Consider the following 25,937-nt stretch of genomic DNA (forward strand, 5'->3'; position numbering starts at 1 on the left):
CGAGATCCGATCGCTAGGGAAGGACCGAAAGTGGCAGGAAGCGAGCCGGTAACGTCGCCAGACCAGCGCAAGCCGGGGCACCGCAAGGCGGGCCAAATCGGTGCGGTCGTCACCGCGGTACTGCTGCTGCTCATGTTGATCGGCAACCACGAGGGCAACGTCGAGAACATCTGGCTGGTGGGGATCGCGCTGGGCCTGCTGGCCATTGTCATCGGCGACGTCGTACTGCGCCGCAACGGTCTGCGCTCCTGACGAACCAACGCTCACCGGGGCCAGCAGGACCGGGCTGAGCGGGATCGACTGGACCAAGATGGGCCCGCCCCGGAATTCCGGGGCGGGCCCATCTGTGTGTCGAACGCGTCGGTCAGCTTCGCCGCATGAGCAGGTCCTTGACTTCCTTGAGCGCCGCGTCGACCTCGGCCTCGAAGTAGCCACCCGACACCAGCTCGAACTGAATCGTCTCCAGCTCGGCCGGGTTGACCGGCAGCGGGCCGCGACCCGCCAGGCTCACCAGAATGTCCTCGAACAACTGATCGACCTGTCGCGGGTCGTAGCCGCTGCCGAACCGCCGTACCTGGAAAGTCCGCCGAATATGGTCGATCCGCTGCGCGTCGCTGCCACCGGCCAATGGCGGGCCAGCCATGGGGGGCCCAGCTGCGGGCGGGCCACCGAACCCTGGCCCGCTGGGTGCGCCCCCAGCCGGCGGGCCTGCCATGGATGGGCCACCAAACCCTGGCCCGCCCGACGGCGCTCCCCCTGACGGCGGGCCCGCCATCGGCGGCACGCCCGGCCCCACATTTCGGCCCGGCCCACGCGGGTCGGATTGACTCCGGCCGCCACCCAGACGGCTGCCCGGTTCCGGCAACAGGATCTCGGTCGTCATCTCCGGCTTACCGTGCCGGCCCGGCTCACGCCGTTCGAACTGCTCGAACTGCTCGAACTGGCCATCCGGGCCGGGGCGCCCGTCGTAGCCGCCCGGGCCCCGGGAACGACCCGGGCCACCCTGCCCACGTGAGCCGTCGAAGTCACCATGAGAACCCTCGTAGTCGCCGCCCCCAGACGAGCTGCTGGAGGGCTGGTCGTACCGACCGTACCGCTCCGGCGGGCCGGCCGGAGCCGGCATCTGTCGGGGGGGCATCGGCGGGGCAACCGGGGGGTGACCAACATCGTCGCGCATCGCCGGAGGACCCATCCGCTCTGGCGGACCCATCCGATCCGGCCGATCCGGAGGACCCATCCGCTCTGGCGGACCCATCCGATCCGGGGGGCCCATCCGATCCGGCCGATCCGGAGGACCCATCCGATCCGGCGGACCCATCCGATCCGGCCGATCCGGCGGACCCATCCGATCCGGCCGATCCGGGGGGCCCATCCGATCCGGGGGGCCCGACCGGTCCGCCGGTCGGGAGTCGGCGGACCGCTTCCTTCCGCCGCGCTCCTCCAACTCGGCCAACTGCCGCTCGACCCGGTCCAGATGCAGGTCGACCTGCCACTCGTCATAACCGTTGAAGCGGACGCGGAAGACGACGTCGTGAACCTCCTGGGCAGTGATCGGTGCCCCGGACTGCTCGCCAGCGAGGATGGCCTCGACCCGGTCGAGAAAGTCATCCACCTCGTCGACCTTGTAGCCCCGGCGCAGCGCCTTACGCCGGAAACGCTGACCCTGTTCCGCCACTATGTCTCCTGGTTCGCTTGGTCGTCACGTCGTCCACGACGCAGGCTCACGTCTCCCCCTCCGCAGCGGCCAACTGCCCACACGCACCGTCGATCTCCCGGCCCCGGGTGTCCCGGACCGTGGTGGAGACCCCGGCCGCTCGCAGTCGGCGTACGAACTCCCGCTCGACCGGCTTCGGGCTGGCGTCCCAACGGCTACCCGGAGTCGGGTTGAGCGGAATGAGATTCACGTGGGCCAACCGACCGGCCAGCAACCGACCAAGCAGGTCGGCCCGCCACGGCTGGTCGTTCACATCTCTGATCATCGCGTATTCGATCGACACTCGGCGGCCGGTACGGGCGGCATAATCCCACGCCGCGTCCAGCACCTCGGTCACCTTCCACCGCTGGTTGACCGGGACCAGCTCGTCGCGCAGCTCGTCGTCGGGCGCGTGCAGGGAGAGCGCCAAGGTCACCGAAAGATCCTCGGCGGTCAGTCGACGCATCGCCGGTACCAGCCCCACCGTCGAGACTGTGATGTGCCGCTGGGAGAGACCGAGCCCCTCGGGGGCTGGCGCGCAGAGCCGCCGGATTGCCGCGATCACCCGGGAATAGTTGGCCAGCGGCTCGCCCATGCCCATGAAGACGACGTGCGACAACCGGGACGGAGACCCGGCCACCGCACCGGACGCGGCTACTCCGGCGAGGTAGACGGCCTGGTCCACGATCTCGGCGGTCGACAGGTTACGGGTCAACCCGGCCTGGCCGGTCGCACAGAACGGGCAGGCCATGCCACAGCCGGCCTGGCTGGAGATGCAGACGGTCACCCGGTCCGGGTAACCCATCAGCACGCTCTCGACCATCGAACCGTCGTGCAGTCGCCACAGCGCCTTACGAGTGGCGCCGTCGTCGCAGACCAGCTCCCGTACCGGTCGGAGCAGGGTGGGCAGCAGCGCCCCGGCGAGCCGATCCCGGGTCGCCGCCGGCAGATCGGTCATCTGTGCCGGATCGCGTACCAACCGGCCGAAGTAGTGGGTGGACATCTGCTTGGCACGGAACGCCGGCTCACCCAACTCCTTGACCAGCGCCTGCCGCCCGGGCAGGTCGAGGTCGGCAAGGTGGCGGGGTGGCATCGACGCGCGGGGCGAAGCGATGGTGGCTCCGACGGGGGCGTCCGGACTGATCGGGATCACGGGCAGGCTTGTCATGGCCTGTCCAGTCTCCCACGTTCCCGCACCAAGGTGCGGGGCCGTGTGACCCGAAGCAGGTCAGTTCCTCGGGCCGATGTCCGGAAAGTGTGACTCCACACAGTCATCCTGCCGAGTCAGCCCGCCGGAGCGAAGATCGCCAGGAGCAGATAGGCGGTCGGTACCGCGAACAGCACCGAGTCCAGCCGATCCATCAGGCCACCGTGTCCCGGCAGCAGATTACTCATGTCCTTGACGCCAAGATCCCTCTTGATCATCGACTCGCCCAGGTCACCGAGGACCGCCGCGCCGGAGACCGCCAGCCCGAACACCGCCCCCCACCAGGGTGCGACGTCGAGCAGAAGCCACAGCAGCAACGCGCTGCCCAGCGCGGTCGCGGTCACCGATCCGGCGAACCCCTCCCAGGACTTCTTCGGGCTCACCGTCGGTGCCATCGGGTGCTTGCCGTAGAGCACTCCGGCGACGTACCCGCCGGTGTCGGAGAGCACAACCGCGACGAGGGTGACCAACACTCGCAGGTCCCCATCCGCAGGCTCCGCCAGCAGCGCGGCGAAGCCTGCGAGGAACGGCACGTAGACCGCGATCAGTGCGCTCGCGGTCAGGTCCCGCTGGAAACCCGCTGGTCCGTCACCGAGCCGCCACACCAGTGCCGACAGCACCGTGACCAGGAGACCGAGGCTCAACGCGTCCGGCCCGGCCCACCAGGCCAACCCGACCATCAGCAGTCCGCCCCCGACCAGGGGCACCAATGGTGGATTGGCACCGCTGGTCCGGATCGCGCGAGCCATCTCCCAGATGCCGACGGCGACCGCGACGCCGATCACCGCGAGGAAGGCCGGCTTGTACAGGAAGAGCGGTGCCACGACGAGCGCACCGAGGGTGAGCCCCACGGCGATCGCCGCAGGCAGGTTACGGCCGGCCCGGCTGGCCCGGGTGGGCGGCCTGGAGCGGCTGGCCCGACGTCGACCGGGGCCCCGTCGCGCCGGGGCGGCCTCTTCGGCTGGGTCCGGCATGGAGGCAATGACCGGGTCGGCCCCCGGGTACGGCTCGGCTACGTCGTGGTCGCCGCCAGCCTCGGCGTACGCGGAAGACGACTCCTCGGGTCGGCCGGACCACTCGCCCGGTCCGCCCGCGCCGGTCGGCCCACCCGTCTCGACGCGGAGCTGGACCAGGGTGGGCGGGTCCTCGTCCCAGGAGCGTTCACCCGAGTCGAAAGACGAGTCGGCGGCATAGGGATCGGGCGCGACACCGGCGTGCCGCGCCCGACGCGGAGGCTCGTCATCGCTGTCGTCCCAGTGCCGGACGGGGGTCTCCGGGGGCGGCCAGCCACGAGGCTCGGCCTTACCGTGGGGGTCGGGATATGACATCAGACCTCGAGCAGCTCGGCTTCCTTGTGCTTCACCAGCTCGTCCACGTTGGTGACGTACCTGTGGGTGACGTCGTCCAACTCCTTCTCGGCGCGTCGTCCCTCGTCCTCGCCTGCCTCGCCGTCCTTGACGATCCGGTCGAGTTCCTCCTTGGCCTTCCGCCGGATGTTGCGGATCGCCACCTTTGCGTCCTCACCCTTGCCCCGGGCAATCTTGATCATGTCCCGCCGCCGCTCCTCGGTCATCTGCGGCAACAGGATACGGAGCTGGTTGCCCTCGTTGTTGGGGTTTACCCCGAGGTCGGAATCGCGGATCGCCCGCTCCATCGCGCCCAGCTGCGACGCGTCGTACGGCTTGATGAGCGCCATCCGCGGCTCGGGAACACCAATCGACGCCATCTGGGTCAACGGGGTGGGCGTGCCGTAGTAGTCGATTACGATCTTCGAGAACATCGCGGGGTGGGCACGGCCGGTGCGGATCGCCGCGAACTCTTCCTTGGCGTGCTCGATCGCCCGGTCCATCTTCTCCTCGGCTTCGAGGAGCGTATCGTCGATCACCTTTTCCGTCGCCTCCTTCTTCTGTGCGCCGTCGTCGAAGGCACACAACTCACGTCCGACCCGGCTGGCGGTCACGGACTACACCGCTCCCGCCTGCCGGCCACGATCTACAACCGCTCCCGCCTGCCGGCCACGGACTACACCGCTCCCGCCTGCCGGCCACGATCTACAACCGCTCCCGCCACCGGTCACGACTCACGCCGTGCTCCCGCCACCGGTCACGACTCACGCCGTGCTCCACCAACCGGTCACGACTCACGCCGTGATCAACGTCCCGATCCGGTCGCCGCCGACGGCGCGGATGATGGTGTCGTCCCCCTCGGCACCGAAGACCAGCATCGGCAGGCCGTTCTCCATGCACAGGCTGAAGGCTGCCGCGTCGGCGACCCGTAGGCCCCGGCGCAGTGCCTCGGCGAAGGTGATCGTGTCCAGCTTGCTCGCGGTCGGGTCGGTCCGCGGATCGGCCGTGTAGACCGCGTCCACCCCGTTCTTGCTCATCAGTACCACGTCGGCGCGGATCTCCAGCGCCCGCTGGGCGGCGACCGTGTCGGTGGAGAAGTAGGGCATCCCCGCCCCCGCACCGAAGATCACTACGCGGCCCTTCTCCAGGTGCCGGATGGCTCGCAGTGGGATATACGGCTCGGCGACCTGGGCCATCGTGATGGCACTCTGCACCCGCGTCTCGACGCCCTCCTTCTCCAGGAAGTCCTGGAGGGCCAGGCAGTTCATCACGGTACCGAGCATGCCCATGTAGTCGGCCCGGGCCCGGTCCATGCCGCGCTTCTGCAGCTCGGCACCACGGAAGAAGTTGCCGCCACCGACAACGACGGAGACCTGGATGCCTCGACGTACGACTGTCGCGATCTGACGCGCGATGGCCTGGACCACGTCGGGGTCCACCCCGATGGCGCCACCGCCGAAGACCTCGCCGGACAGCTTGAGGACCACGCGTCGGGCCCGGCCGGGCGGGGGCGCGGTGGGGTCCTCTTCCGCCCGGGGCCGACCATCAACAACCTGCGTCATCCGACCCGCCTCTCCTTCGCGGGGCATGCCCGCTGCACGATGTCACCCAACCTGCCGGTGATGACCCTATGGGACGAGGAGGCCGCGGTGCCTGTCGCGTACACCAGCGGCCTCCTCTACGATGTCGTCCCGGTCCAGGCGCAGTGGTCCCGCGCCCGGCTCATCGGATGCTGATCAGGCCTGCCCGACCTCGAACCGCAGGAAGCGGGTCACGTCGATGCCGGCCTCGGCCAGCACCTGCTTGACCGACTTCTTGTTGTCGGCCACGGACGCCTGCTCGATCAGAACGAAGTCCTTGAAGAAGGCGTTGACCCGGCCCTCGATGATCTTGGACATAGCCGCTTCCGGCTTGCCCTCCTCGCGGGCGGTCTGCTCGGCGATCCGCCGCTCGGACTCCACGATGTCGGCCGGAACCTCGTCGCGGGTCACGTACTTCGGGCGCATCGCGGCGACCTGCATCGCGACGGCCCGCGCGTCGGCGTCGGCAGCCTCGTCGGACTTGCCGGTGTACGCCACCAGCACGCCCACCTGCGGGGGCAGGTCCTGGCTCTTCCGGTGCAGGTAGACCGCGACGGTGCCGTCGAGCACGCCGAACCGGTTCAACACCAGCTTCTCGCCGATCTTGGCGGACTGTTCCTGGAGGAGGTCGGCCACGGTGCGGCCGTCAGCCATCGTCGAGGCGAGCAGCGCCTCGGCGTCGGCGGCACCGATCTGCTCACCGTGCTCGACCAACTGCTGGGCCAGCGCGATGAACGCGTCGTTCTTGGCGACGAAGTCGGTCTCGCAGTTAAGTTCGAGCAGCGCCTTGCCGGAGTGGGCCACCAGGCCGTTGGCGGTGGTACGGCCGGCCCGCTTGCCGACGTCCTTGGCGCCCTTGACGCGCAGGATCTCTACGGCCTTGTCGAAGTCGCCCTCGGCGTCGGTGAGCGCCTTCTTGCAGTCCATCATTCCGGAACCGGTCAGGTCCCGGAGCTTCTTGACGTCCGCGGCGGTGAAGTTGGCCATGACTCTCTCTTCGTGTGTGACGCGGCTGGTTGGGTGGTCGGTGGGGTTACCCGGCAGCGCGGGGTTACCCGGTAGTACGACCGGACAGTCGTACCCAGTCGGTCCGCCGGCCGCGCGAGGCAGCCGGCGGACCGACCAGCGAGATCACTCGGCGGCGGCCACCGCGGGCTCGTCGGCCTTCTTCTCGGTGTCCTCGATCAGCTCCCGCTCCCACTCGGCGAGCGGCTCGTCGGCGGCGACGACACCCGGCTCGGGCTTCTCGTCGGCGCCACGGCGCTTGCCGGAGCGGGCGATCAGACCGTCACCGACGGCTGCCGCGATGACCCTGGTCAGCAGCTCGGCGGAGCGGATCGCGTCGTCGTTGCCCGGGATCGGGAAGTCGACCTCGTCGGGGTCGCAGTTGGTGTCGAGCACCGCGATCACCGGGATGCCCAGCTTGCGGGCCTCGTCGACGGCGATGTGCTCCTTCTTGGTGTCGACCACCCAGATCGCCGACGGCAGCTTCTGCATGTCCCGCAGACCACCCAGCGTACGGCTGAGCTTGATCTTCTCGCGGGAGAGCTGCAGGGTCTCCTTCTTGGTGTAGCCAGCCGCGGTGCCGGACAGGTCGCCCAGCGCCTCCAGCTCCTTCATCCGCTGCAGCCGCTTGTAGACCGTCTGGAAGTTGGTCAGCATGCCGCCCAGCCAGCGGTGGTTGACGAAGGGCTGGCCGACCCGGGTCGCCTGCTCGGCGATGGCCTCCTGGGCCTGCTTCTTCGTGCCGACGAAGAGGATACTGCCGCCCTCGGCGACGGTGTTGCGGACGAACTCGTACGCCTTCTCGATGTAGTCGAGGGTCTGGCGCAGGTCGATGATGTAGATGCCGTTGCGCTCGGTGAAGATGAAGCGCTTCATCTTCGGGTTCCAGCGCCGGGTCTGGTGCCCGAAGTGGACGCCGCTCTCCAGCAGCTGACGCATGGTCACTACGGCCATGGTGGGGTGCTCCTTCGAAGTCCCTGGTTGTCATGCCCGGCGGTGCCGGGCATCCTGGTGCCTGGTCGCCGACAGGGTGGACTCGATCAAGATCGAGACCAGGGAGTCGGCGCCCCACGAAGACCCGGAGAACGGGGACCCGTGGAGAGGGCACGCGAGGTCGACCGCGCGAGGCGGTCGCCAGTCGACCAGTGTACGCCCTCCGCCCGACCCACCCGCGCACAAACCCCTCTTGGCGGCTTCGTCCTGAAATGCGTGATTCATCGGCCCGCGCGACTCGCCTCCGGTATCCCCTCCGGTGACCGCTCCGCCGGCCCTGTGACCACCGCCTTCGATCACCCGCTCGCCGCGTACTACCGATCCTCGGGCCGGGCGCCCACCCGCTGCACCTCGTCGAACTCGGCACCAGCACCGGCTGCTGCTGACCGGAGAACACCGCCGTCACCGTCACCAGGAGAACTCCCACGCGTCCTGCCAGATCGCGTACAGCGGGGTCGGCGCGTTCGACAGCACGGTGGTCGCGTTCGCCGTGATCCTCGGGGCGTTCGCGATCCTCGCCCTGCCCCTCGTGCGGGCCAGCACCGCCCAGCACCTCACCGACACTCAGGAACCGGAGAACGCTCGATGGCTCCCACCAAGACTTCCGCTGCACCGGGCTCGCCGCTGGTGATCGTCGCGCACCCCGATCTGGAACATTCGCCTGTCAACGCCGCCTGGGTTCCTGGCCGGCATGTTCCGCCACTTCGCCCACCACGAGTTCGCCCGCCACGAGTTCGCCCGCCACGAGTTCGCCGGCCACTCCAGCCGGTACGAGCTGCCGTCCGGGTTCTTCGCCGAGCGACCCGAGTTGGCCGCTCGCGCAGGCCGGGCCACCGGGTGCGCTCTCCGCCTGCCAACTCACCGTCGTCGCCTGGCGTGACCGTCGGGCCACCGTCGAGGTGCTGGCTCGGACCGGTCCGCACGGCCGGTGGCTGGAGTGGCTGCCCCAGCGCTACGATCCGGCACCCCACCCCCGATCACTGGTATGACACATACGGGATGCCAGCAACGCATTGCGTTACATCTATGAGCATCCATAGGCTTCCCACATCGTGAACTGGCGGGCCCGCTCGACACGCCGTCCAATCTCACGCCGCCGGGACTGGGGAGAACGATGGTTCGTTGGCGCGGACTCGCCGGTCTGGCTGCTACCGCGTTGACCGCGGTCACCGTAGGCAGCTCCACCCTCGCCGTACCGACATCCGCCACACCGGAAGGATGCGACCACTCCACTCGTCGTCGGCGGCACCCGAGCCGCCCAGGGCAAGTTCCCCTTCATGGCCCCGCTCTCCATGGGTCGCGGTGGCTCGCTCCACAGCTCCCACCTGGTGCTCACCGCCGCACACCGCGTCGGCGCGACCAAAACCAGCACCAACACCACCGCGTACGACAGCGGCACCTTCACCATCGCCCGTTGGAGGGTCGCCCGGGAGGGTGGCACCCCACGGCGCTACCTGCTGAAGGCGAACGTCGGCGTTGGTCAGCAACGCCACCAACACCTGGATCCAGGTCGGTATCACAGCTGGGCAATGGCTGCGCCCGCCCCAACTACCCGGGCGTCTACACCCAGGTCAGCACCTTCGCCCCGGTGATCGCCTCAGCAGCCGCGAGCCTTGGCGGCTGAGCGATCGGCCCGAGCGGCGGCCGAGCCGGGAACCCCCACCGGCCGGCCGCCGCTCCCCGCCAGCCATCCGACCGGCGTTCGCTGACCCCCACCCCCGGTCAGCGAACGGCCGGGGTGAACGCGGGCAGGTCGAGACCCGCCCCGAGCAGCCGAAGCGCCGCCTCCGACCCGGTACCGGGTGCCGCGGTGTGCGTGATGATCCGCTGACCGGAACCGTCGGGCAGGTGCATGACCTCGAAGTCGACCTCAAGACGACCGACGACCGGATGCCGCAGCTGCTTGGTGCCCGACACGCAACTACGTACCGAGTGTTTCGCCCACAGGCCGGCGAACGCCGGGCTCTTCATACAGAGCTCACCGATCAACGCCGCCAGCGCCGGGTCGTCGGGAAACCGCCCGGCGACCAGCCGTAGCGCCGCGACTGCTCGGGCCGCCTCCTCGTCCCACCGGACATGGAGATCGCGGGTGTGCGGGTCGAGGAACAGCATCCGGGTCAGGTTCGGCCGATCAGCCGGCCGATCCGGTGCCGTGAAGTCCTGGTGACCGGCGAGCAGCAGATGTCCGAGCCGGTTCCACGCCAACACCTCGTTCCGAAGTCCCAGCACCACCGCCGGCACCTCGGTCATGGCGTTGACGAGTTGTCTCGTACCCGGTCGGACCACCTCTGGCCGGGGCGGTCGACTCCGGCGACCCGGCTGCGGTCGGGCCAGTTCGTGCAGGTGGGCCCGCTCGTCGTTGTCCAGCGCCAGGGCGCGGGCCAGCGCCTCGATGACCGACTCGGAGGCGTTGGCGCTCTGCCCCTGCTCCAGCCGCGTGTAGTAGGTGGGGCTCACCCCGGCCAACTGGGCCAGTTCCTCGCGCCGCAGTCCGGGCACTCGGCGAGCACCATAGGAGACCAGACCGACCGACTCCGGGGTGACCCGTGCTCGAAGGGTCCGTAGGAAGTCCCCGAGGGTGCCTGAATCAACGCTGCCTGCACTCCGCATGTCCCCATCATCACCCGGTCGCCGAGACCGTTGCCTGCCCCTGTCAGTGCCAGGCAACGCCAGGCTAGGCAGATCGGGGACCTGGTTGCCGTACACCGCCCGGCCGAGGGTGGTGTACGGCCGAGAACGTCACCAGATCTCCGGAAGGCAAGACCGATCATGACCAGCATCGCATCGGATGGGCGGGACCAGCGGCCCCGTCACGACGCCCCGCCGCTGTCGCACGGCGGTACGCCCGCACCAGCCGAACGGCCCCGCACCCGGCTGAACCGGCGGGAGCGGCTCATCCTCGTCGTACTCATGACCGCGAGCTTCACACTCGCCGTGGACTTCTCGATCCTCAACGTCGCGCTACCGGCGATCGGTGCCGACGTCGGCTTCTCGTTGGAGAACCTCCAGTGGATCGCCACCTCGTTCGCGCTCTTCGCGGCCGGCTTCACGCTCCTCTTCGGGCGGGTCGCCGATCTCTTCGGGCGTCGGCGGATCTTCCTGGCCGGTATCGCCCTGCTGGGTGTCTCCTCCCTGATCGGCGGCCTGGCCGAGACCCCCGAGGTGCTGCTGATCGCCCGGGTGGCACAGGGGCTGGCCACCGCTGCGGTGACTCCGGCCGCGTTGTCGTTGCTGACCACCTCCTTCCGCGAGGGGCCGCGGCGCGACCGGGTACTCGGGCTCAACGGCGCGCTGATGGCCGCCGGCTTCACCACCGGAGCCATCCTCGGCGGGATCCTCACCGACGGGTTGAGCTGGCGGTGGGCCTTCTTCATCAACGTGGTGGTCGCCGTCGGGGTGCTGGCCACCGCACCCGCCGTGCTGGCCGAGAGCCGACCGGCCGTGCGGCCCGCGCTCGACGTACCCGGAGCGGTCACCGTGACCCTCGGGCTGCTGGCGATCGTCTACGGCCTGACCACCGCAGGCGAGAAGTCCTGGACCCACCCCGGGGCGCTGCTCGCGCTGGCCGTCGGCGTGATCCTGCTGGGTGTGTTCTGGATGGTCGAGAAGCGGGTCGACTCACCACTGGTCCCGGTCGCGATCCTCCGGCGGTCCAACATCGGCTGGGGCAACCTCGCCGGCCTGCTCGCCTTCGCCACCGAGACCTCCCTGGTGTTCCTGCTCACCCTCTATCTCCAGCAGGTGCTCGGCTACTCGGCCCTGGCCGCCGGACTGTCGTTCGCGGTCCTCGGAGTGGGCACCGTCCTCGGTGGCATCCTCGGTCCGAAACTCATCGGACGAATCGGCAGCAAGAAGACGCTCGTCGTCGGCTTCCTCACCCAAGCCGTCGCCACGCTTCCGCTGGTGCTGCTCAGCCCCAACCCGACCTGGATCATCGGACTGCTGATCGCCACCTTCGCAGGTGGGGTGGCCAACCTGGTAGCGATCGTGGGCTTCATGGTCACCGCCACCTCCGGCCTACCCGATGGGGAACAGGGGCTCGCCACCGGGCTGACCACGATGAGTCAGCAGGTCGGCATCACGCTGGGCACCCCGGTCATGTCCACCATCGCGACCGGCACCATGCACGCTCTCGGTACGCAGACCACCGAGACTGTCCTTACCGGTATCACCACCGCCATCGCCGCCAACGCCGGCCTCGCGTCGATCGCGGCGCTGCTGATCGGGATCTTCCTCCGCCAGCCTGGTCGTGGCCGGGTCCAGCAGGATGTCGTATCGAATGGGGTTCCGGCCGGAACGGCGCGACCGGGGCCTAGCACATCGCCGGCATGATCGTCCGGCCGTCCACAGAACGCCCGGTTGTCCACAGTCCCCACTGACGGGGTAGCTGGGCGACCGGGCACCGGGCATCCTCGCCGCCATGACGACGGTCAGACAGGCGGTCGGCGCGTACGGCGAACGGTGCGCTGTACGGCACCTAATGGCGGCCGGCCTGCGAATCGTGGCCCGCAACTGGCGCAGTGACCAGGGCGAGGTCGACATCATCGCGTGGGACGACGACGTGCTGGTCTTCTGCGAGGTGAAGACGCGGCGCAATGTCCGCTTCGGAACACCGGCCGAGGCGGTGGTGCCGGCCAAGGTGCGGCGACTACGTCGACTCGCCGCACAGTGGTTGAGTCAGCGGACGGCTCAGCCCCGCGAGGTGCGCTTCGACGTGGTCGAGGTGCTCCTGCCCGCACGGGGGCCGGCGCGAATCGACCACACCAGGGGCGTCATCTGAGTCAACCCGCAGATTATGCCGCCGTCGACTCCCCACCAACCCACAAACGGTAGGCAGGGCCTGTCCGCACCGGGCAAGTCCACCAGCCTGACCGGTTTGATCGTGCGGCGTCACGGGTCGCCGTAACCATGGCTGGCGGTCGCAGTCGGCCCCTGCCGAATCCATACCGCCCGATCACCCTGTCGCGGCCGCCCGGAAGCAGTGTCGACCTTGACGGTCACGACAGGGTTGAGACCGGTAGCGTGCCCGCGTTGTCTGCGGCATGGACGCGCACTGGCGCCTGCCACGGCTCGCCCGCACGGCCCAGGGGCGATCAACTGTCGGCCAGGTCCAGCACTGCCGCGATAGATGAGTTCTCCTGCGATCACGTCGGGTCCGGATGTAGCGGCAATGCTATGCGCGACGGGGCGCGCGGCTTCCTCCCCGGCCGGGTCGGCGTAGAGCGGGTGATTGCGTCGCTGATGGCACCGTGTTCTTCCGCTGCTCGAATTTCTCCCACTGGTCGAGTGATGTGGCTGCCGACGGCCCCGCGTCCCAGACATCGCATAGCACACCACTTGCATGATCGTCCGACTGTCCACAGGGCACCCGGTTGTCCACAGATCACGATCGGCGGGTTTCGCAGTCACCGTCGTCACGGCACCGTCGATGCCATGCCCTCACCCCGCACGTCGACCGTCCGGTCGATCCGATGAGCTACGCAAAGGTGCTGTCCGTCGGCCTGATCGGAATGACCGGGCGCCTCGTGGAGGTCGAAGCCGACCTGGCCCCGGGGCTGCCCGCCGTCGTCCTGTCCGGGCTACCGGACACCACCCTCAACGAGGCCCGCGACCGCGTACGCGCCGCCATCGTCAACTCCGGGCAACGCTGGCCCAACCGGCGGATCACCGTCAACCTGCTCCCGGCACCGATGCCCAAGCACGGCTCGGCATTCGACCTGGCCATCGCGGTGGCCCTGCTCGGCGGCTCCGGCGAACTGCCACTCTTCCCCCTCGAACAGGTGGTGGTCCTCGGCGAGTTGGGGCTGGACGGGACGGTCCGACCGGTACGGGGCGTACTACCGATGGTGGCGGCAGCCGCCCAGGCCGGAATCGCCCAGGTCGTCGTACCGCTGGCCAACGCCGCCGAGGCCGGCGTCGTGCCCGGTGTACGCGTCAGCGCGGTCGACACCTTGCACCGGCTCGTCGCCTTCATCCGTGACGACGCACCCCTGCTCGCGCCACCGGCAGCTGTTCCCGATGGGCCGACGATCGGACCGGATCTGTCCGAGGTAGCCGGTCAGTGGCTGGGCCGGCGCGCCCTGGAGGTCGCTGCCGCCGGCGGTCACCACCTCGCCCTGCTGGGCCCACCGGGCACGGGCAAGACCATGCTCGCCGAGCGGCTGCCCTCCATCCTGCCCACGCTCGACGACGAGGCCGCGCTGGAGGTGACCGCCCTACACTCGATCGCCGGCCAGCTACCACCGAGCGGACGCTTGCTCCGCCGCCCGCCGTTCCAGGCACCCCATCACTCGGCCACCGTCGCCGCCCTGGTCGGCGGCGGCACCGGCCTGGCCCGCCCCGGAGCGCTCTCCCTCGCCCACCGGGGCGTGCTCTTCTTGGACGAGGCCCCCGAGTTTGGCAAGAACGCCTTGGAGGCACTCCGCCAACCTCTGGAAAACGGACGGGTGCTGCTGAGCCGGAGCCGAGGCGGCACCGAATACCCCGCCCGGGTGCAACTGGTGCTCGCTGCCAACCCGTGCCCCTGCGCGAAACCCGCGGGCGACACCTACTGCGAATGCACACCGCTGGCTCGGCGGCGCTATCTCGGGCGGCTCTCCGGGCCCCTGTTGGACCGCATCGACGTACGGGTAACCCTCGACCCGATCCGCGCCGCCGACCTGATGTCGACGGGCGCGGAACCCGAATCGTCCGCTGTCGTGGCAAAGCGGGTCGGCCAAGCACGAGACGCCGCAGCCACCCGCTGGGCCGCCTGGCGCTGGAGGGTCAATGCCGACGTCCCCGGGCCCTGGCTGCGACGTCCGCCGTGGCGGCTGCCCGCGCACACCACCAGCGCCCTGCGGCAGCGGCTGGACAGCGGCTCGCTCTCCGCCCGTGGCTTCGACCGGGTCCTTCGCCTGGCCTGGACCATCGCCGACTTGGACGGTCGGGACCGGCCGGACCGGGACGACGTGGACGAGGCCTGCCAACTGCGTACCGGGGAGTCCTGATGACCGAACAAGAAGTGCGCCAGCCCATCCCGATTCCCGTGCTCGACACCGCCCAACCACGGCTGGACGAGGTTCGGCTGGCCCGGATCGCGCTGACCTGGCTGGCCGAACCGGGCACCCGCTCGGTCCACCGACTGGCCAGCCGGGTCGGACCGGTCGAGGCGCTGCACCGGCTGATCCTCGGCGACGTACCCGACACGAAGCTACGCGCGGCCGTACGAGCCAGATTGGCCGCCGGTGACCCCCGCGAGATCGCCGAGCGCGCCGTCGAACACACCGAGCGCCTCGGCGCGAGGGTCGTGATCCCCGAGGACGACGAGTGGCCGAGCCGGGTGAAGGACCTGGTACGCCTGTCGCTGGCCGGTGCCGACCGCCGAGTCGACCAGGAGACGGCACCACCGCTGTGCATCTGGGTACGCGGATCGTGGCCGCTGGGCGAGGCACTGGACCGGTCGGTAGCGGTGGTCGGCTCCCGGGCCGCCACGCCCTACGGCAGCCACGTCGCCACGGAGATCGGCTACGGGCTGGCCGACCGGGGGTGGACCGTCGTCTCCGGAGGCGCGTACGGGATCGACGCCGCCGCACATCGGGGGGCACTCAACGCCGGCGGCCCGACCGTGGCCGTACTGGCCTGTGGCGTCGATCGTCCCTATCCGGTCGGCAACACCGCACTCTTCGACCGGATCGCCGACACCGGCCTCCTGGTCAGTGAGTGGATGCCCGGTGCAGATCCGCTGCGCCACCGGTTCCTGATTCGCAACCGGGTCATCGCGGCAGCCACGGTCGGCACTGTCCTGGTGGAGGCTGCCGCGCGCAGTGGTGCCACCCAGACCACCCACCGGGCCCTGGCGCTACACCGGCCGACGATGGTGGTGCCCGGCCCGGTCACCTCCGCCATGTCGATCGGGGCGCACGAGGTGCTCCGCGAGCATCCACAGGCCCGGCTGGTCAGCGGGGTGGCGCACATCCTGGAGGAGGTCGGTCGGATCGGGGCCGACCTGGCACCAGTGGCCCAGGGACCGCAGCGTCCCCGGGACCGGCTCGACGACGAGGCGGCGCTGATCCTGGAATCAGTGCCCCGGCGCGGGGTGCTGGGCGCGGACAGCCTGGCCGCCCGTGCCGGTGTGGACGTACGCACCACGCTGCGGAAGCTGTCCCTGCTGGAAGGGCTCGGTCTGCTGATCCGCCGGGACGGCGGCTACGCACTGCCACCGGCCAACTTGACACGGCGTGGTGCAGGCAGCACGGTCGGAGGTGATGAAAGGTAGCCGTCGGAGCACCCGGGACCTCCACGAGGAGCTGCCCGTGCCGATGCGTGCCGCCGTGGACGACTTCGCACGCCACCTGGCGCGGGTCGACAACCGGTCCGAGCACACCGTCCGGGCCTATGTCGCCGACATCGTCTCTCTGCTCGACCACGCCGTCCGGATGGGTTGTGCCGGCCCCGGCGAGCTGGACCTCGCCGTGTTACGGAGTTGGCTGGCCAGACTCCGTACCCAGGGGGCCGCCCGTACCTCGCTGGCTCGGCGGGCCGCGTCGGCCCGCACGTTCAGCTCCTGGGCGCATCGCACCGGGCTGCTCGCCACCGACGTGGGTGCCCCGCTGGCCAGCCCCAAGGCCCACCGCGAGCTACCCACCGTGCTCCGCGCAGACCAGGCCACAGCGCTCGTCCTGGCCCCCGGCAACACGGCCCCGCGCACAACCCCTACCGACCCGGCGGCCCTGGACAGTGCGGCCCCGCTCGGCGAGGCCGATCCGGTGCTGCTGCGTGACCGGGCCCTGCTCGAACTGCTCTACGGCACCGGGGTCCGGGTCAGCGAGCTGTGCGGCTTGGACACCGGCGACGTCGACCACGGTCGTCGGGTCGTCCGGGTGCTCGGTAAGGGCGGCAAGGAACGCTCCGTGCCATACGGAGTGCCAGCACAGGAGGCGCTGGACGACTGGCTGCACCGTGGGCGTCCCGCCCTGGCCGGTCCGGGGTCCGGAGAGGCGTTACTGCTGGGGGCGCGGGGTGGACGGCTACAGACCACAATGGCCCGGCGCATCGTCGGCGGTCATGCCCGCGCCGCCGGCCTGCCTCGGACCAGCCCACACGGGTTACGCCACTCCGCCGCCACCCATCTGCTGGAGGGTGGTGCAGACCTGCGAGCGGTGCAGGAGTTACTCGGCCATTCGTCGTTGTCGAGCACGCAGATCTACACCCACGTCTCGGTGGACCGGCTACGCGCCGCCTACCGGCAGGCCCACCCCCGCGCCTGAGACCGCTGGCAGTCATCCTCAGCCGGCCGGCACCGGCATAATCCGTTTGGGGTAGCTCACTCATCGTGCCAACGGTGCTGACCAGCGGACCGGCTCGCAATCGGGTTGTCCGGTGTCGCCGAGCCGAAACCGCTGGTCGCGGAAACGTCGTGCAGAGAAGCTGATCCGAGGCGTGTCCCGATCTGGTCTGGAGGACGGCCAGCGGTTGCGCCGACCTGTGCCTGACTTGCGCTCCCACCCGGCACGCTGGTCTTCACCCGGCCACCACAGCCCAGCGTTGGGGATAGGATCAGCGGGGTGAGCACCGGACAACCGCAGCCACCCGATCCGCTCCCCGGTGCCCGGCTACTCTTCTCTCTCGATCCGGCCGTCGCCCATCTCAACCACGGCTCGTACGGGTCGGTGCCGATCAGCGTACAGCGCGCCCAACAGCGGCTGCGCGACGAAACCGAGGCCAACCCTCAGCGGTTCTTCACCCGGGGGCTGGTCGACCGGATCAGCCACAGCCGGCGACACTTGGCTACCTTCCTCGGTGCCGCCCCGGACAGCACCGCCCTGATCGGGAACGCCACCACCGGCACCGCGATCGTGCTCCAGTCGCTCGGGCTGCAGCGGGGAGACGAGATCGTCTGCACCGACCAGGGCTACGGTGCGGTACGCCTCGCCGTGGAACGCGAGTGTGGTCGTACGGGGGCCGTCTCGCGTACCCTGCCGCTGCCGTTGCGCGCCACGGACACCGAGATCGTCGAGATCGTCCGAGCCGGGCTCCGACCCGGCCGGACCAAGCTGCTCATCGTCGACCAGATCACCTCGCCGACCGCTCGGCTGCTGCCAGTGACCGCGATCGCCGCCACCGCACGTGAGCACGGCGTGGCGGTGCTGGTCGACGCCGCCCACGCCCCTGGCATGTTGTCGATGCCGGTCGACGCGATCGGTGCCGACTTCTGGGTCGGCAACCTGCACAAGTGGGCGTATGCCCCGAGGGGCACCGCCGTGCTGGTGGTGGCGCCCGCGTGGGGGGAGCGGATCGAACCGCTGGTCGTGTCCTGGGAACAGGAGTCGGGCTTTCCGCTGAACGCGGAGTGGCAGGCGACATTGGACTACACGTCCTGGCTGGCCGCGCCGGTCGGGCTACACACGCTACGTACCCTCGGTGTCGACCGGGTACGCACACACAACGCCGCCCTGGCCGCGTACGGGCAACGGGTGGTGGGCGAGGCACTCGGCCTGTCACCGGCCGACCTGCCCGACCCCGGCGGTCCGGAGGTCGCCATGCGGATCATTCCGCTGCCGGCGGGCCTGGCCACCACGGTCGCCGACGCGACGGCGCTGCGGCTACACATCGCCGACGCCCTGGCCACAGAGGTCGCGGTCAACGCGTGGGGCGGCCGAGGGTGGCTACGACTGAGCGGGCAGGTCTACAACCGGGCCGACGAGTACGACCGCCTCGCCCACCGACTGCCGGCCCTGCTCGCCACGCTGACCTGACCGGCGGTATCCCGCCGTGCTGACCTGACCAGCGATGTCCGGTCGTTTGAGGGCCGTGTCCGGTCCGGCGACGGTGTCCTGCGCTGCGGCGATGGCCGGCGGATCGGCAATAGCCGCACCCGGGGGTGTCCGAGTAGGGCAAGCGGGTCCAGATAGTCGTCGCCCCGGCGTAGGCCCCAATGTAGGCAGGCCGCCCTCGGACAGCCCGGATGTCCAGACAGGAGGGTGCCGATCGGGTCACCCCGACCCAGCCTGTCCCCGGTTCGGACGGTCGGCTGTACGGGCTCGTAGGTGGTTCGCAGCCCGTTGGCGTGGAGCACGCTGACCACCGGTCGACCAGCGACCATGCCGGCGAAGAGGACCACACCGGCACCGGCCGTGCGGACCACGACGCCGGGTTCATCGGCCAGGTCGACGCCTCGATGCCCGGGCAGCCAGGGCCTGGGCGGTGGATCGAACCGACGTACCGGTTGGGGCACGCCATCCAGCGGCCATCGGAAGCTGCCCTGGGGGAGGGCGGTGACCGGGCGAGGCCCTGCCGCCGGTATGGCTGCCGCCACCAGACCCGAGTCTGCGGTCCGGCCCGGACCAGGAAGCGCAGCCCGGCCCCGACCAGGAAGCGCAGCCCGGGCCGGACCAGGAACCATAACCGAGGCTGTACCAGGAGGAATCACGCCTGCGGCAACGACCACGACGGGGGCGGGAACGAATACCACCGAAACCCGGACCGCTGGCGTCGACCCGACCAGGGAGACGAGCGTCGTCAGCGCCGATATCAGCTGGGAGATCCGCATGAGCACGAAGCATGCTCGCCACCGACGTAGCTGGCAGCACCCCGCCGACTATCTGTGGACAACCGGCCCGACTGTGGAAAACGCCCACGACCATGGTTGATCTGTTAAGGCGTGCGCTGGGCCACGATCAGCGGCCGATGCCGCCACCGGTTTGGAAAGAGGCCCTTCCTGTGCAGGAAGCGATGGGAAGGGGCCCTTCCTGACATCTCAGCTCCCGAAGCCGGAGTCCGCCGGTAGTGAGATATCGGGCTTCTCCAGCTCTTCGACGTTTACATCCTTGAACGTCATGACCCTGACGTTCTTCACGAAACGCGCAGGGCGGTACATGTCCCACACCCAGGCGTCTTGCATCTCCACCTCGAAGTAGACCTCACCGTCGGAGTTCCGCACGTGCAGATCCACCTGGTTGGCCAGATAGAACCGGCGCTCAGTCTCCACGACGTAGGAGAACTGGCGGACGATATCGCGGTACTCCCGGTAGAGCTGCAGCTCCATCTCGGTCTCGTACTTTTCGAGATCTTCCGCGCTCATCGCACTCCGCCTTCCATGGCCACATCTTCCCCCACCGGCGCTGACGGCCGAGGCTGCTCGCCCAACGCCACGCCGACGGTACTCCCTATCGGGGCTGGTCGCCCCGTTGGCTCGAAGCCGATCGCCCCGCTCCGGCACCCTTCATGCTCCGCACGGGCAATCCGGCTACTGGCTGTGATGACTCACTCTCCCGGGTTCCCCGATCTCCGCCGGCCGTCGGGCCCGAGGCGGGCTGCCGGCTCGGCCGGAGACCGCCGCCACATTGCCGTACGAGAAGCGGTGCTCCCGGCATGGCCCCTGCCGTTGCAGTGCCGCACTGTGCTCGGCCGTGATGTAGCCCTTGTGCTCACCGAACCCGTAGCCCGGGAACCGGGCGTCCAGATCCACCATGATCCGATCCCGGGTGACCTTGGCCAACACGCTCGCGGCGGCGACACAGGCAGCCACCTGGTCGCCCTTCCAGACGGCCAGCCCTGGCACGCCCAGACCGTCCACCCCGAACCCGTCGGTGAGCACGTAGTCCGGCCGGGGCGACAGCGCCGCCAACGCCCGACGCATCGCCGCGAGGTTGCACACGTGCAGTCCACGCGTGTCCACCTCGTCAGCGGGAATGATCACCACGGCGTACGCCAGGACGCGGGACAGGACCTCGTCGTAGATCCGTTCCCGCGCCGCCGGGGTCAGCAGCTTGGAATCGGTCAGCCCTTCGATCTCGCCACGGCGGCCGGGGGGCAGCACGGCCGCAGCGGCGACCAGTGGGCCGGCACAGGCCCCTCGACCGGCCTCGTCGGCACCAGCCACGTGCTGAAAGCCGCGCCGCTGCAACGCGCGCTCCAGTGCGTAGAGGCCACCGTCGCGCCGGACCACGGTGCGGGGTGGGGTCAGCATCGCTCCTCCCCCTCCCGGGCCACCCGACCGTCACCGTCCACCGGCGCGGCAGTGTCCACCGCAGCCTCCGCGTCGACCCGGATACCAAGGCCCGCCGGGGGTACGACCGGGTCCGCCTCGGTGGCACCGTCCAGTGCCCCGCGCAGTATGCCGGTCAGGTCCTCCGGATAGATCCGGTCGACAGTCCGGGCCAACTCCTCGACGGTCCACCATCGGTGGCCCTCGACACAGGCCCGCTCCACCTCCGTGAAGCCCGTCGTGTCCACCTCCCAGGTCGGCACCCGGACCAGAAAGAAGACCTGCTCCTGGCGGTACCACTGGCCGTCGAACGAGAACTCGATCGTCTGCTGCCAGACCGGCTCGCCCAACTCGTCGGGGGTCAGCCGCAAGCCGGTCTCCTCGGCCAACTCCCGGGCGGCACCCGTGGCTGGTGACTCGTCACCATCCAGACCACCGCCCGGGGTAAGCCAGTAGCGGTGCTCAGGTCGCGCCGGATCGAACTCTCGGAACAACAGCACCCGATCGGTGCCGTCGACGAGAAGCACACGGGCGGCGCGCCGAGGGGTGAACGTGGTCACCGGTCAAGCCTAGGAGACCGACCAGCCGGGGCTACCGGCTGGTCAGCTCTTCGGATCGGGCACCCCGCTGAAGGGGTCGGGCACGGACAGCAGGGTGGCCCGGTTGAATGGCCAGAAGATCGTGAAGGCTCGGCCCACCACCGACTTCTCCGGGATCGTCGCCAGATCGATGTTCTGGGACCGTTGCCAGTGTTCGAGCGAGTCACCGGAGGCCGAGCGATGGTCCCCCATCACCCAGAGCCGGCCGGCAGGGACCGTGATGTCGAACTTCTCGTCGGCGACCGGATCGCGCACGCCGTCTTGGGAGAAGATGTACGGCTCGTCGAGCGAGTGACCGTTCACCATGAGCCGCTGCTGTTCGTCGCAGCAGACCACCCGGTCACCAGCGACCCCGATGATCCGTTTGATGAAGTCCTCGTCCTCCCGACCACTCCACTCGACCGGTGCCCGGAACACGATGATCTCGCCCCGCTCGGGGGATCGGAAGTCGTAGACCAGCTTGTTGACGAGGACTCGATCGTTGAGGTCGAGGGTGTGTTCCATCGAACCGGACGGAATGTAGAAGGTCTGTACGACGAAGGCGCGTACCAGGACCGCGACGAGGATCGCCACACCCAGCAGAATGGGCAGTTCCCGCCAGAATGAGCTACGCGGTTTGGGCTTGTCGGTCTGCTCGTCAATCACGAGTGGAGCCTACGGTGTCTGGCTCTGTGCGGCTGCCGCGAACGCGCGGCGATGAGCATCGAGCCCAGAATTGGCAGCACGACGGCGATGCCACCCGATGCGCCCCGGTCAACTGGGGATACCGGACCGCCAACGGGCACCTGCGGACCATCGGTCGACACCGCCGGACGGGCGGGTGCGGCCTCGACCGTGGGCAGATCCTCGAAGAAAGGTGGCACGGACAACGAGGTCCATCGGTCGTACGGCCACACTACGGCGATCGCCCGCCCGATCACGTTGTCGATGGGTATCGGCCCCTGGCATCGGGCGTCCAGTGAGACGAGCCGATGATCGCCCATCACGAAGAGCTGCCCCGGTGGCACCACCACCTCTTCGAAGCGGCGGGACCGGCATTCCTGGCTGTTCGGCGGAATCTCCAACGGGGAGTTCCGAGGGATGTACGTTTCGTCGAGCGGGACGTCGTTGACGGTCACCCGTCCCAGTTCGTCGCAGCAGGCCACCCGGTCACCGGGAACGCCGATGACCCGCTTGATGAAGTCCTTCTCCCCGGGACGGCCGAAGCCGACCAGGTCACCCAGGGTGCGTCCGAGCCGCTTGAAGAATCCGGTCTCCGGTTGGCTGGCCGCCTGCGGCACCCATCGGTCGGTGCCTCGGAAGACGACCACCTCGCCGCGTCGGGGGTCCCGTACGTCGTAGACGATCTTGTTGACCAGCACCCGGTCGCCGACGAGCAGCGTGTCCTCCATGGACCCGGAGGGGATGAAGAACGGCTGCAACAGGAAGGTGCGGATCAGTATCGCGATGCCGAAGGCCACGATGAGCAGGAGCGGCAGTTCCTGCCACAGGGGCAGTTGCCGGCGCGGACGGCGGGCCCGGCGACGTACCGGCTCGACATCGTCGGATTCGTCCACTTCACGCACTACACATCTCCCCGATCCCGGAATACAACGCTACCGCCCGGGGTGCCGGTATCGAGGCTCCCCGAGCGGTAGCGTAGATGTGTCTCGCTGCCACGAATCGCGTCACGACCATCGCATCACGACCATCGCGTCCCGCGTCCAACCCGATGGACATCCGGGTCGACGCGGAGTGGGAGTGGGCGAGGGTCAGCTCGGCTGCTTCTCGCGCTTCTCCTTGATCTTGGCCTTCTTGCCCCGCAGCTCACGCAGGTAGTAGAGCTTGGCCCGACGTACGTCACCCCGAGTGACCACTTCGATCCGGTCGATCACGGGGCTGTTGATCGGGTAGGTCCGCTCGACCCCGACGGTGAAGCTCATCTTCCGTACGGAGAAGGTCTCCCGCAGGCCCGAGCCCTGGCGCCGGATGACGGTGCCCTGGAAGATCTGGACCCGGGAACGGTTACCCTCGACGACCCGCGCGTGCACCTTGACGGTGTCACCGGCACGGAAGTCAGGAAGGTCGGACCGGCGCGACTGGGCGTCAAGGGCGTCCAGGGTGTTCATCGCTGCATCCTCGTAAGGCTCGCGGCGTACCGGTCGTCGGTACGCGAATGGGTGATTCTGAACCCCAGCGGGCCAGCCCACGACCAGCTAGCTCACGACCAACCATCTCGCGACCAGCTAGCTCACGACCGTCCCGACGGGGATCCTCGCAGCCGCTCGCGGCGCGAACGAGCTGCGGCAACCGCAGACGACTGCGGCAACGTACTACTTTGCCACATCCTCGACCGGCACCTGAAATCCGGCCCCGGTGAGTGTCGCGACATCCCGCTTGTCGAGCGTTCCGGGCGGCAGCGCCGCCAGCATGTCCGGCCGCCGGTTGGCGGTACGCAACAGCGCCTCGTCCCGCCGCCAGCGGGCGATCCGACCGTGGTCGCCGGAACGCAGGATCGCCGGTACGTCGTGCCCCCGCCAGGCGGGCGGTTTGGTGTAGACCGGAGCCTCCAGCAGGCCGTGCGCGTGCGACTCCTCGTCCAGTGAGCCGGCGTTGCCCAGCACCCCGGGGAGCAGCCGGGTCACCGCCTCCAAGATCACGATCACGGCCACCTCGCCGCCGAAGAGCACGTAGTCACCGAGCGAGACCTCGGTCACCGGCATCCGGGTCGCCGCGTGGTCCAGGACCCGCTGGTCGATGCCCTCGTACCGGCCGCAGGCGAAGACCAGGTGTGGCTGCGCCGCCAACTCGTAGGCGAACGCCTGGGTGAACCGCCGCCCGACCGGGCTGGGCACCAGCAGGTGCGGCGGTGACCCGTCCGCCGGCACCGGGGCGACCGCGTCGAGCGCGGCCCCCCACGGCTCGGGCCGCATCACCATGCCGGGACCGCCGCCGTAGGGCGTGTCGTCCACCGTACGGTGCACGTCGTGGGTCCAGGTCCGCAGATCGTGTACGGCCAGGTCCAGCGTCCCGCTGGCCCGTGCCTTGCCGATCAGCGACAGGTCCAGCGGGGCGAAATAGTCCGGAAAAATGGATATGACGTCAACGCGCATGACGACTCACAGGTCGAGCAACCCCTCCGGCGGGTCGACCACGACCCGTCCCCCGGCTAGATCCACCTCGGGGACGATCGCCCGGACGAACGGGATCAGGGCGGTACGTCCCTCGGGACGGCGCAGCACCAGCAGGTCCGAGGCGGGCGCGTGGTCGATGCGGGCCACCTCGCCGAGCTGCTCCCCGGCCGGGTTGACCACAGCCAAGCCGACCAACTGGTGGTCGTGGAACTCGTCCGGGTCGCTGGGCGGGGCCACCTGGGCGCTGTCCACCCAGAGCAGGGTGCCGCGCAGCGCCTCGGCGACGTTGCGGTCGTAGACGCCGTCGAAGGCGACCAACAGTCGTCCCTGATGCCAGCGGGCGGCCTCGACGGTCAGCTGCTCGGGCACCCGTACCAGCTCACCAAGGTCCGCGACGGCGGCGGGCGCTCCTTTGACCGGGGCCGCCGGTTCGGTGTGCAACACCGAACCGGCGGCGAAACGCGCTTCGGGCTCGTCGGTCCGCACTTCCACGGTGACCTCACCACGGATACCGTGCGGTTTTCCGATACGGCCAACGATCAGCTGCATCAGTACGAATCGACGATGTCGACGCGTACGCCACGGCCGCCGATCGACCCGACCACCTGGCGGAGCGCCTTGGCGGTGCGCCCGGAACGCCCGATGACCGTGCCCAGGTCCTCGGGGTGCACGCGCACCTCAAGCCGCTTACCCCGGCGCGAATCGATCATCCGGACACGCACATCGTCTGGATGATCGACTATGCCCTTGACCAGGTGCTCCAGCGCTGGCCGGAGGGCCACCTCAGCCCTGCTCACCGGAACCCGCCTCGGCCGGCTCGGCAGCCTTGGCCGGCTCTTCGGCCTTGGCCGGAGCCTCCGCCGCTGCCTCGGTCTTGGCCGGGGCCTCTGCCTTGGCGGACTTCTTCGCCGGCTTCGCGGTGGTCTCGGCCACGCCAGCCGCCGCCTTGGCCTCGGCCTCGTAGGCCGCCTTGCGGTCGGCCCGCTCGGGGGCCACCAGCAGCGGCGGCGGGGCCGGCAGGCCCTTGAACTTCTGCCAGTCGCCGGTCTTCTCCAGCAGACGCTGCACCGGCTCGCTCGGCTGGGCGCCGACGGAGAGCCAGTACTGGGCCCGCTCCGAGTCGATCTCGATCACCGAAGGGTGTTCCTTCGGCTGGTAGATGCCGATGAACTCGATCGCCCGGCCGTCGCGCTTGGTGCGCGAGTCGGCGACGACGACGCGGTACTGCGGGTTGCGGATCTTGCCCATCCGCAGGAGCCGGATCTTAACGGCCACGTGTGTTCGCTCCTGTTGCGATTCTCACCAGCCCAGTCGGGCGGTGCGCGGGTGAGAGCCGGCCAGCTCAGTGGGGTTTGAGCCGGAGACTACTCGGGTGGACTGGCAACGCGCCCGGGTTAGAGGGCGCCGCACGCGTGCCGGATACCAGCCAACCAT

At 69.5% G+C, this 25,937-nt stretch carries 28 protein-coding genes and 1 pseudogene; 9 read left to right on the plus strand and 20 right to left on the minus strand.

All coding sequences use genetic code 11. The features are described 5' to 3' along the window. The first annotated feature begins 30 nt into the window (after window positions 1–30). On the plus strand, window positions 31–252 hold the full coding sequence (locus FHR38_RS05905) for a DUF2631 domain-containing protein (protein ID WP_184533488.1): 222 nt from the start codon (window positions 31–33) through the stop codon (window positions 250–252). Window positions 253–364: 112 nt separating this feature from the next. On the opposite strand, the gene FHR38_RS05910 is transcribed toward FHR38_RS05905, so the two are convergent. From FHR38_RS05910 to FHR38_RS32790, 8 genes are all read right to left on the minus strand, one after another. Continuing rightward, the gene (locus FHR38_RS05910) at window positions 365–1,675 is read right to left on the minus strand and encodes a DivIVA domain-containing protein (RefSeq protein ID WP_184533490.1); all 1,311 of its coding nucleotides are present in this window, start codon (window positions 1,673–1,675) and stop codon (window positions 365–367) included. A gap of 46 nt (window positions 1,676–1,721) precedes the next feature. Then, window positions 1,722–2,861: a dual-specificity RNA methyltransferase RlmN gene (gene rlmN, locus FHR38_RS05915; RefSeq protein ID WP_184533492.1), complete on the minus strand. Its 1,140-nt coding sequence runs from the start codon at window positions 2,859–2,861 to the stop codon at window positions 1,722–1,724. Window positions 2,862–2,977: 116 nt separating this feature from the next. Next, window positions 2,978–4,228, minus strand: a complete 1,251-nt coding sequence (locus FHR38_RS05920) for a phosphatidate cytidylyltransferase (protein ID WP_184533494.1) — start codon at window positions 4,226–4,228, stop codon at window positions 2,978–2,980. Next, window positions 4,228–4,785 carry a ribosome recycling factor gene (gene frr / locus FHR38_RS05925; RefSeq protein WP_184539297.1) on the minus strand — a complete coding sequence of 186 codons (558 nt, stop codon included), beginning with the start codon at window positions 4,783–4,785 and terminating at the stop codon, window positions 4,228–4,230. The genes FHR38_RS05920 and frr overlap by 1 nt, the downstream gene beginning before the upstream one ends. Before the next feature lie 255 nt (window positions 4,786–5,040). After that, entirely contained in the window at window positions 5,041–5,808 is a 768-nt protein-coding gene (gene pyrH, locus FHR38_RS05930; protein WP_184533496.1) for a UMP kinase, read from the minus strand. Window positions 5,809–5,982: 174 nt separating this feature from the next. Further along, window positions 5,983–6,813 carry a translation elongation factor Ts gene (gene tsf, locus FHR38_RS05935; protein ID WP_184533498.1) on the minus strand — a complete coding sequence of 277 codons (831 nt, stop codon included), beginning with the start codon at window positions 6,811–6,813 and terminating at the stop codon, window positions 5,983–5,985. 144 nt (window positions 6,814–6,957) lie between these two features. Then, a complete protein-coding gene (gene rpsB / locus FHR38_RS05940; RefSeq protein WP_184533500.1) occupies window positions 6,958–7,785 on the minus strand; it encodes a 30S ribosomal protein S2 in 828 nt (275 codons plus the stop codon). A 447-nt stretch (window positions 7,786–8,232) separates the two neighbouring features. Then, on the minus strand, window positions 8,233–8,367 hold the full coding sequence (locus FHR38_RS32790; RefSeq protein WP_281384814.1) for a hypothetical protein: 135 nt from the start codon (window positions 8,365–8,367) through the stop codon (window positions 8,233–8,235). A 148-nt stretch (window positions 8,368–8,515) separates the two neighbouring features. On the opposite strand from FHR38_RS32790, the gene FHR38_RS05945 reads away from it, so the two are divergent. Both FHR38_RS05945 and FHR38_RS31975 read left to right on the plus strand, forming a co-directional pair. Then, window positions 8,516–8,704, plus strand: a complete 189-nt coding sequence (locus tag FHR38_RS05945; protein WP_184533502.1) for a hypothetical protein — start codon at window positions 8,516–8,518, stop codon at window positions 8,702–8,704. A gap of 412 nt (window positions 8,705–9,116) precedes the next feature. Then, the gene (locus FHR38_RS31975) at window positions 9,117–9,416 is read left to right on the plus strand and encodes a hypothetical protein (protein ID WP_246446970.1); all 300 of its coding nucleotides are present in this window, start codon (window positions 9,117–9,119) and stop codon (window positions 9,414–9,416) included. 130 nt (window positions 9,417–9,546) lie between these two features. Here FHR38_RS31975 and FHR38_RS05955 read toward each other — a convergent pair whose 3' ends face one another. Further along, window positions 9,547–10,434: a helix-turn-helix transcriptional regulator gene (locus FHR38_RS05955; protein WP_184533504.1), complete on the minus strand. Its 888-nt coding sequence runs from the start codon at window positions 10,432–10,434 to the stop codon at window positions 9,547–9,549. Window positions 10,435–10,593: 159 nt separating this feature from the next. On the opposite strand from FHR38_RS05955, the gene FHR38_RS05960 reads away from it, so the two are divergent. The 6 genes from FHR38_RS05960 (at window position 10,594) to FHR38_RS05985 (ending at window position 18,560) form a co-directional block, all read left to right on the plus strand. Next, a complete protein-coding gene (locus FHR38_RS05960) occupies window positions 10,594–12,156 on the plus strand; it encodes an MFS transporter (protein ID WP_184533507.1) in 1,563 nt (520 codons plus the stop codon). Window positions 12,157–12,244: 88 nt separating this feature from the next. Then, window positions 12,245–12,604 (plus strand): YraN family protein, encoded by a 360-nt coding sequence (locus tag FHR38_RS05965; RefSeq protein WP_184533509.1) that lies wholly within the window; start codon window positions 12,245–12,247, stop codon window positions 12,602–12,604. Window positions 12,605–13,295: 691 nt separating this feature from the next. Beyond that, a complete protein-coding gene (locus tag FHR38_RS05970) occupies window positions 13,296–14,813 on the plus strand; it encodes a YifB family Mg chelatase-like AAA ATPase (RefSeq protein ID WP_184533512.1) in 1,518 nt (505 codons plus the stop codon). After that, window positions 14,813–16,081, plus strand: coding sequence for a DNA-processing protein DprA (locus tag FHR38_RS05975; RefSeq protein ID WP_184533514.1), 1,269 nt, complete (start codon window positions 14,813–14,815; stop codon window positions 16,079–16,081). The genes FHR38_RS05970 and FHR38_RS05975 overlap by 1 nt, the downstream gene beginning before the upstream one ends. Then, on the plus strand, window positions 16,071–17,072 hold the full coding sequence (locus FHR38_RS05980; protein WP_184533517.1) for a tyrosine recombinase XerC: 1,002 nt from the start codon (window positions 16,071–16,073) through the stop codon (window positions 17,070–17,072). The genes FHR38_RS05975 and FHR38_RS05980 overlap by 11 nt, the downstream gene beginning before the upstream one ends. A gap of 297 nt (window positions 17,073–17,369) precedes the next feature. After that, window positions 17,370–18,560 (plus strand): aminotransferase class V-fold PLP-dependent enzyme, encoded by a 1,191-nt coding sequence (locus FHR38_RS05985; RefSeq protein ID WP_184533519.1) that lies wholly within the window; start codon window positions 17,370–17,372, stop codon window positions 18,558–18,560. Between the two features lie 101 nt (window positions 18,561–18,661). On the opposite strand, the pseudogene FHR38_RS05990 reads toward FHR38_RS05985, so the two are convergent. The 11 genes and pseudogenes from FHR38_RS05990 to rpsP form a co-directional block, all read right to left on the minus strand. Beyond that, window positions 18,662–19,207, minus strand: a pseudogene (locus FHR38_RS05990) (murein hydrolase activator EnvC family protein); the annotation flags it as partial. 354 nt (window positions 19,208–19,561) lie between these two features. Then, the gene (locus tag FHR38_RS05995; RefSeq protein ID WP_184533524.1) at window positions 19,562–19,885 is read right to left on the minus strand and encodes a DUF2469 domain-containing protein; all 324 of its coding nucleotides are present in this window, start codon (window positions 19,883–19,885) and stop codon (window positions 19,562–19,564) included. 165 nt (window positions 19,886–20,050) lie between these two features. Continuing rightward, window positions 20,051–20,773 (minus strand): ribonuclease HII, encoded by a 723-nt coding sequence (locus FHR38_RS06000; RefSeq protein ID WP_184533526.1) that lies wholly within the window; start codon window positions 20,771–20,773, stop codon window positions 20,051–20,053. Next, a complete protein-coding gene (locus FHR38_RS06005) occupies window positions 20,767–21,351 on the minus strand; it encodes an NUDIX hydrolase (RefSeq protein ID WP_312881885.1) in 585 nt (194 codons plus the stop codon). Before FHR38_RS06005 ends, FHR38_RS06000 begins: the two co-directional genes overlap by 7 nt. A gap of 42 nt (window positions 21,352–21,393) precedes the next feature. Further along, window positions 21,394–22,035: a signal peptidase I gene (gene lepB / locus FHR38_RS06010; protein WP_184533528.1), complete on the minus strand. Its 642-nt coding sequence runs from the start codon at window positions 22,033–22,035 to the stop codon at window positions 21,394–21,396. Next, window positions 22,032–22,955 (minus strand): signal peptidase I, encoded by a 924-nt coding sequence (lepB, locus tag FHR38_RS06015; RefSeq protein WP_184533530.1) that lies wholly within the window; start codon window positions 22,953–22,955, stop codon window positions 22,032–22,034. Before lepB (FHR38_RS06015) ends, lepB (FHR38_RS06010) begins: the two co-directional genes overlap by 4 nt. A gap of 186 nt (window positions 22,956–23,141) precedes the next feature. Further along, on the minus strand, window positions 23,142–23,498 hold the full coding sequence (gene rplS / locus FHR38_RS06020; protein ID WP_184533532.1) for a 50S ribosomal protein L19: 357 nt from the start codon (window positions 23,496–23,498) through the stop codon (window positions 23,142–23,144). 204 nt (window positions 23,499–23,702) lie between these two features. Further along, window positions 23,703–24,482, minus strand: coding sequence for a tRNA (guanosine(37)-N1)-methyltransferase TrmD (gene trmD / locus FHR38_RS06025; protein ID WP_184533534.1), 780 nt, complete (start codon window positions 24,480–24,482; stop codon window positions 23,703–23,705). 6 nt (window positions 24,483–24,488) lie between these two features. Next, a complete protein-coding gene (gene rimM / locus FHR38_RS06030; RefSeq protein ID WP_184533536.1) occupies window positions 24,489–25,052 on the minus strand; it encodes a ribosome maturation factor RimM in 564 nt (187 codons plus the stop codon). Continuing rightward, a complete protein-coding gene (locus tag FHR38_RS06035) occupies window positions 25,052–25,285 on the minus strand; it encodes an RNA-binding protein (RefSeq protein WP_184539299.1) in 234 nt (77 codons plus the stop codon). The genes rimM and FHR38_RS06035 overlap by 1 nt, the downstream gene beginning before the upstream one ends. Before the next feature lies 1 nt (window position 25,286). Continuing rightward, window positions 25,287–25,778, minus strand: a complete 492-nt coding sequence (gene rpsP, locus FHR38_RS06040) for a 30S ribosomal protein S16 (protein ID WP_184533538.1) — start codon at window positions 25,776–25,778, stop codon at window positions 25,287–25,289. Window positions 25,779–25,937 lie beyond the last annotated feature (159 nt).

Source organism: Micromonospora polyrhachis (assembly GCF_014203835.1).
GTDB lineage: Bacteria > Actinomycetota > Actinomycetes > Mycobacteriales > Micromonosporaceae > Micromonospora_H > Micromonospora_H polyrhachis.

What these genes read in the sequence shown, in the direction of transcription:
- rlmN (WP_184533492.1), bottom strand. Translation starts at nt 2,861, where the DNA reads ATGACAAGCCTGCCCGTGATCCCGATCAGTCCGGACGCCCCCGTCGGA.
- FHR38_RS05920 (WP_184533494.1), bottom strand. Translation starts at nt 4,228, where the DNA reads ATGTCATATCCCGACCCCCACGGTAAGGCCGAGCCTCGTGGCTGGCCG.
- pyrH (WP_184533496.1), bottom strand. Translation starts at nt 5,808, where the DNA reads ATGACGCAGGTTGTTGATGGTCGGCCCCGGGCGGAAGAGGACCCCACC.
- tsf (WP_184533498.1), bottom strand. Translation starts at nt 6,813, where the DNA reads ATGGCCAACTTCACCGCCGCGGACGTCAAGAAGCTCCGGGACCTGACC.
- rpsB (WP_184533500.1), bottom strand. Translation starts at nt 7,785, where the DNA reads ATGGCCGTAGTGACCATGCGTCAGCTGCTGGAGAGCGGCGTCCACTTC.
- FHR38_RS05945 (WP_184533502.1), top strand. Translation starts at nt 8,516, where the DNA reads ATGTTCCGCCACTTCGCCCACCACGAGTTCGCCCGCCACGAGTTCGCC.
- FHR38_RS31975 (WP_246446970.1), top strand. Translation starts at nt 9,117, where the DNA reads ATGGGTCGCGGTGGCTCGCTCCACAGCTCCCACCTGGTGCTCACCGCC.
- FHR38_RS05955 (WP_184533504.1), bottom strand. Translation starts at nt 10,434, where the DNA reads ATGCGGAGTGCAGGCAGCGTTGATTCAGGCACCCTCGGGGACTTCCTA.
- FHR38_RS05960 (WP_184533507.1), top strand. Translation starts at nt 10,594, where the DNA reads ATGACCAGCATCGCATCGGATGGGCGGGACCAGCGGCCCCGTCACGAC.
- FHR38_RS05965 (WP_184533509.1), top strand. Translation starts at nt 12,245, where the DNA reads ATGACGACGGTCAGACAGGCGGTCGGCGCGTACGGCGAACGGTGCGCT.
- FHR38_RS05970 (WP_184533512.1), top strand. Translation starts at nt 13,296, where the DNA reads ATGAGCTACGCAAAGGTGCTGTCCGTCGGCCTGATCGGAATGACCGGG.
- FHR38_RS05975 (WP_184533514.1), top strand. Translation starts at nt 14,813, where the DNA reads ATGACCGAACAAGAAGTGCGCCAGCCCATCCCGATTCCCGTGCTCGAC.
- FHR38_RS05980 (WP_184533517.1), top strand. Translation starts at nt 16,071, where the DNA reads ATGAAAGGTAGCCGTCGGAGCACCCGGGACCTCCACGAGGAGCTGCCC.
- FHR38_RS05995 (WP_184533524.1), bottom strand. Translation starts at nt 19,885, where the DNA reads ATGAGCGCGGAAGATCTCGAAAAGTACGAGACCGAGATGGAGCTGCAG.
- FHR38_RS06000 (WP_184533526.1), bottom strand. Translation starts at nt 20,773, where the DNA reads ATGCTGACCCCACCCCGCACCGTGGTCCGGCGCGACGGTGGCCTCTAC.
- rplS (WP_184533532.1), bottom strand. Translation starts at nt 23,498, where the DNA reads ATGAACACCCTGGACGCCCTTGACGCCCAGTCGCGCCGGTCCGACCTT.
- trmD (WP_184533534.1), bottom strand. Translation starts at nt 24,482, where the DNA reads ATGCGCGTTGACGTCATATCCATTTTTCCGGACTATTTCGCCCCGCTG.
- rimM (WP_184533536.1), bottom strand. Translation starts at nt 25,052, where the DNA reads ATGCAGCTGATCGTTGGCCGTATCGGAAAACCGCACGGTATCCGTGGT.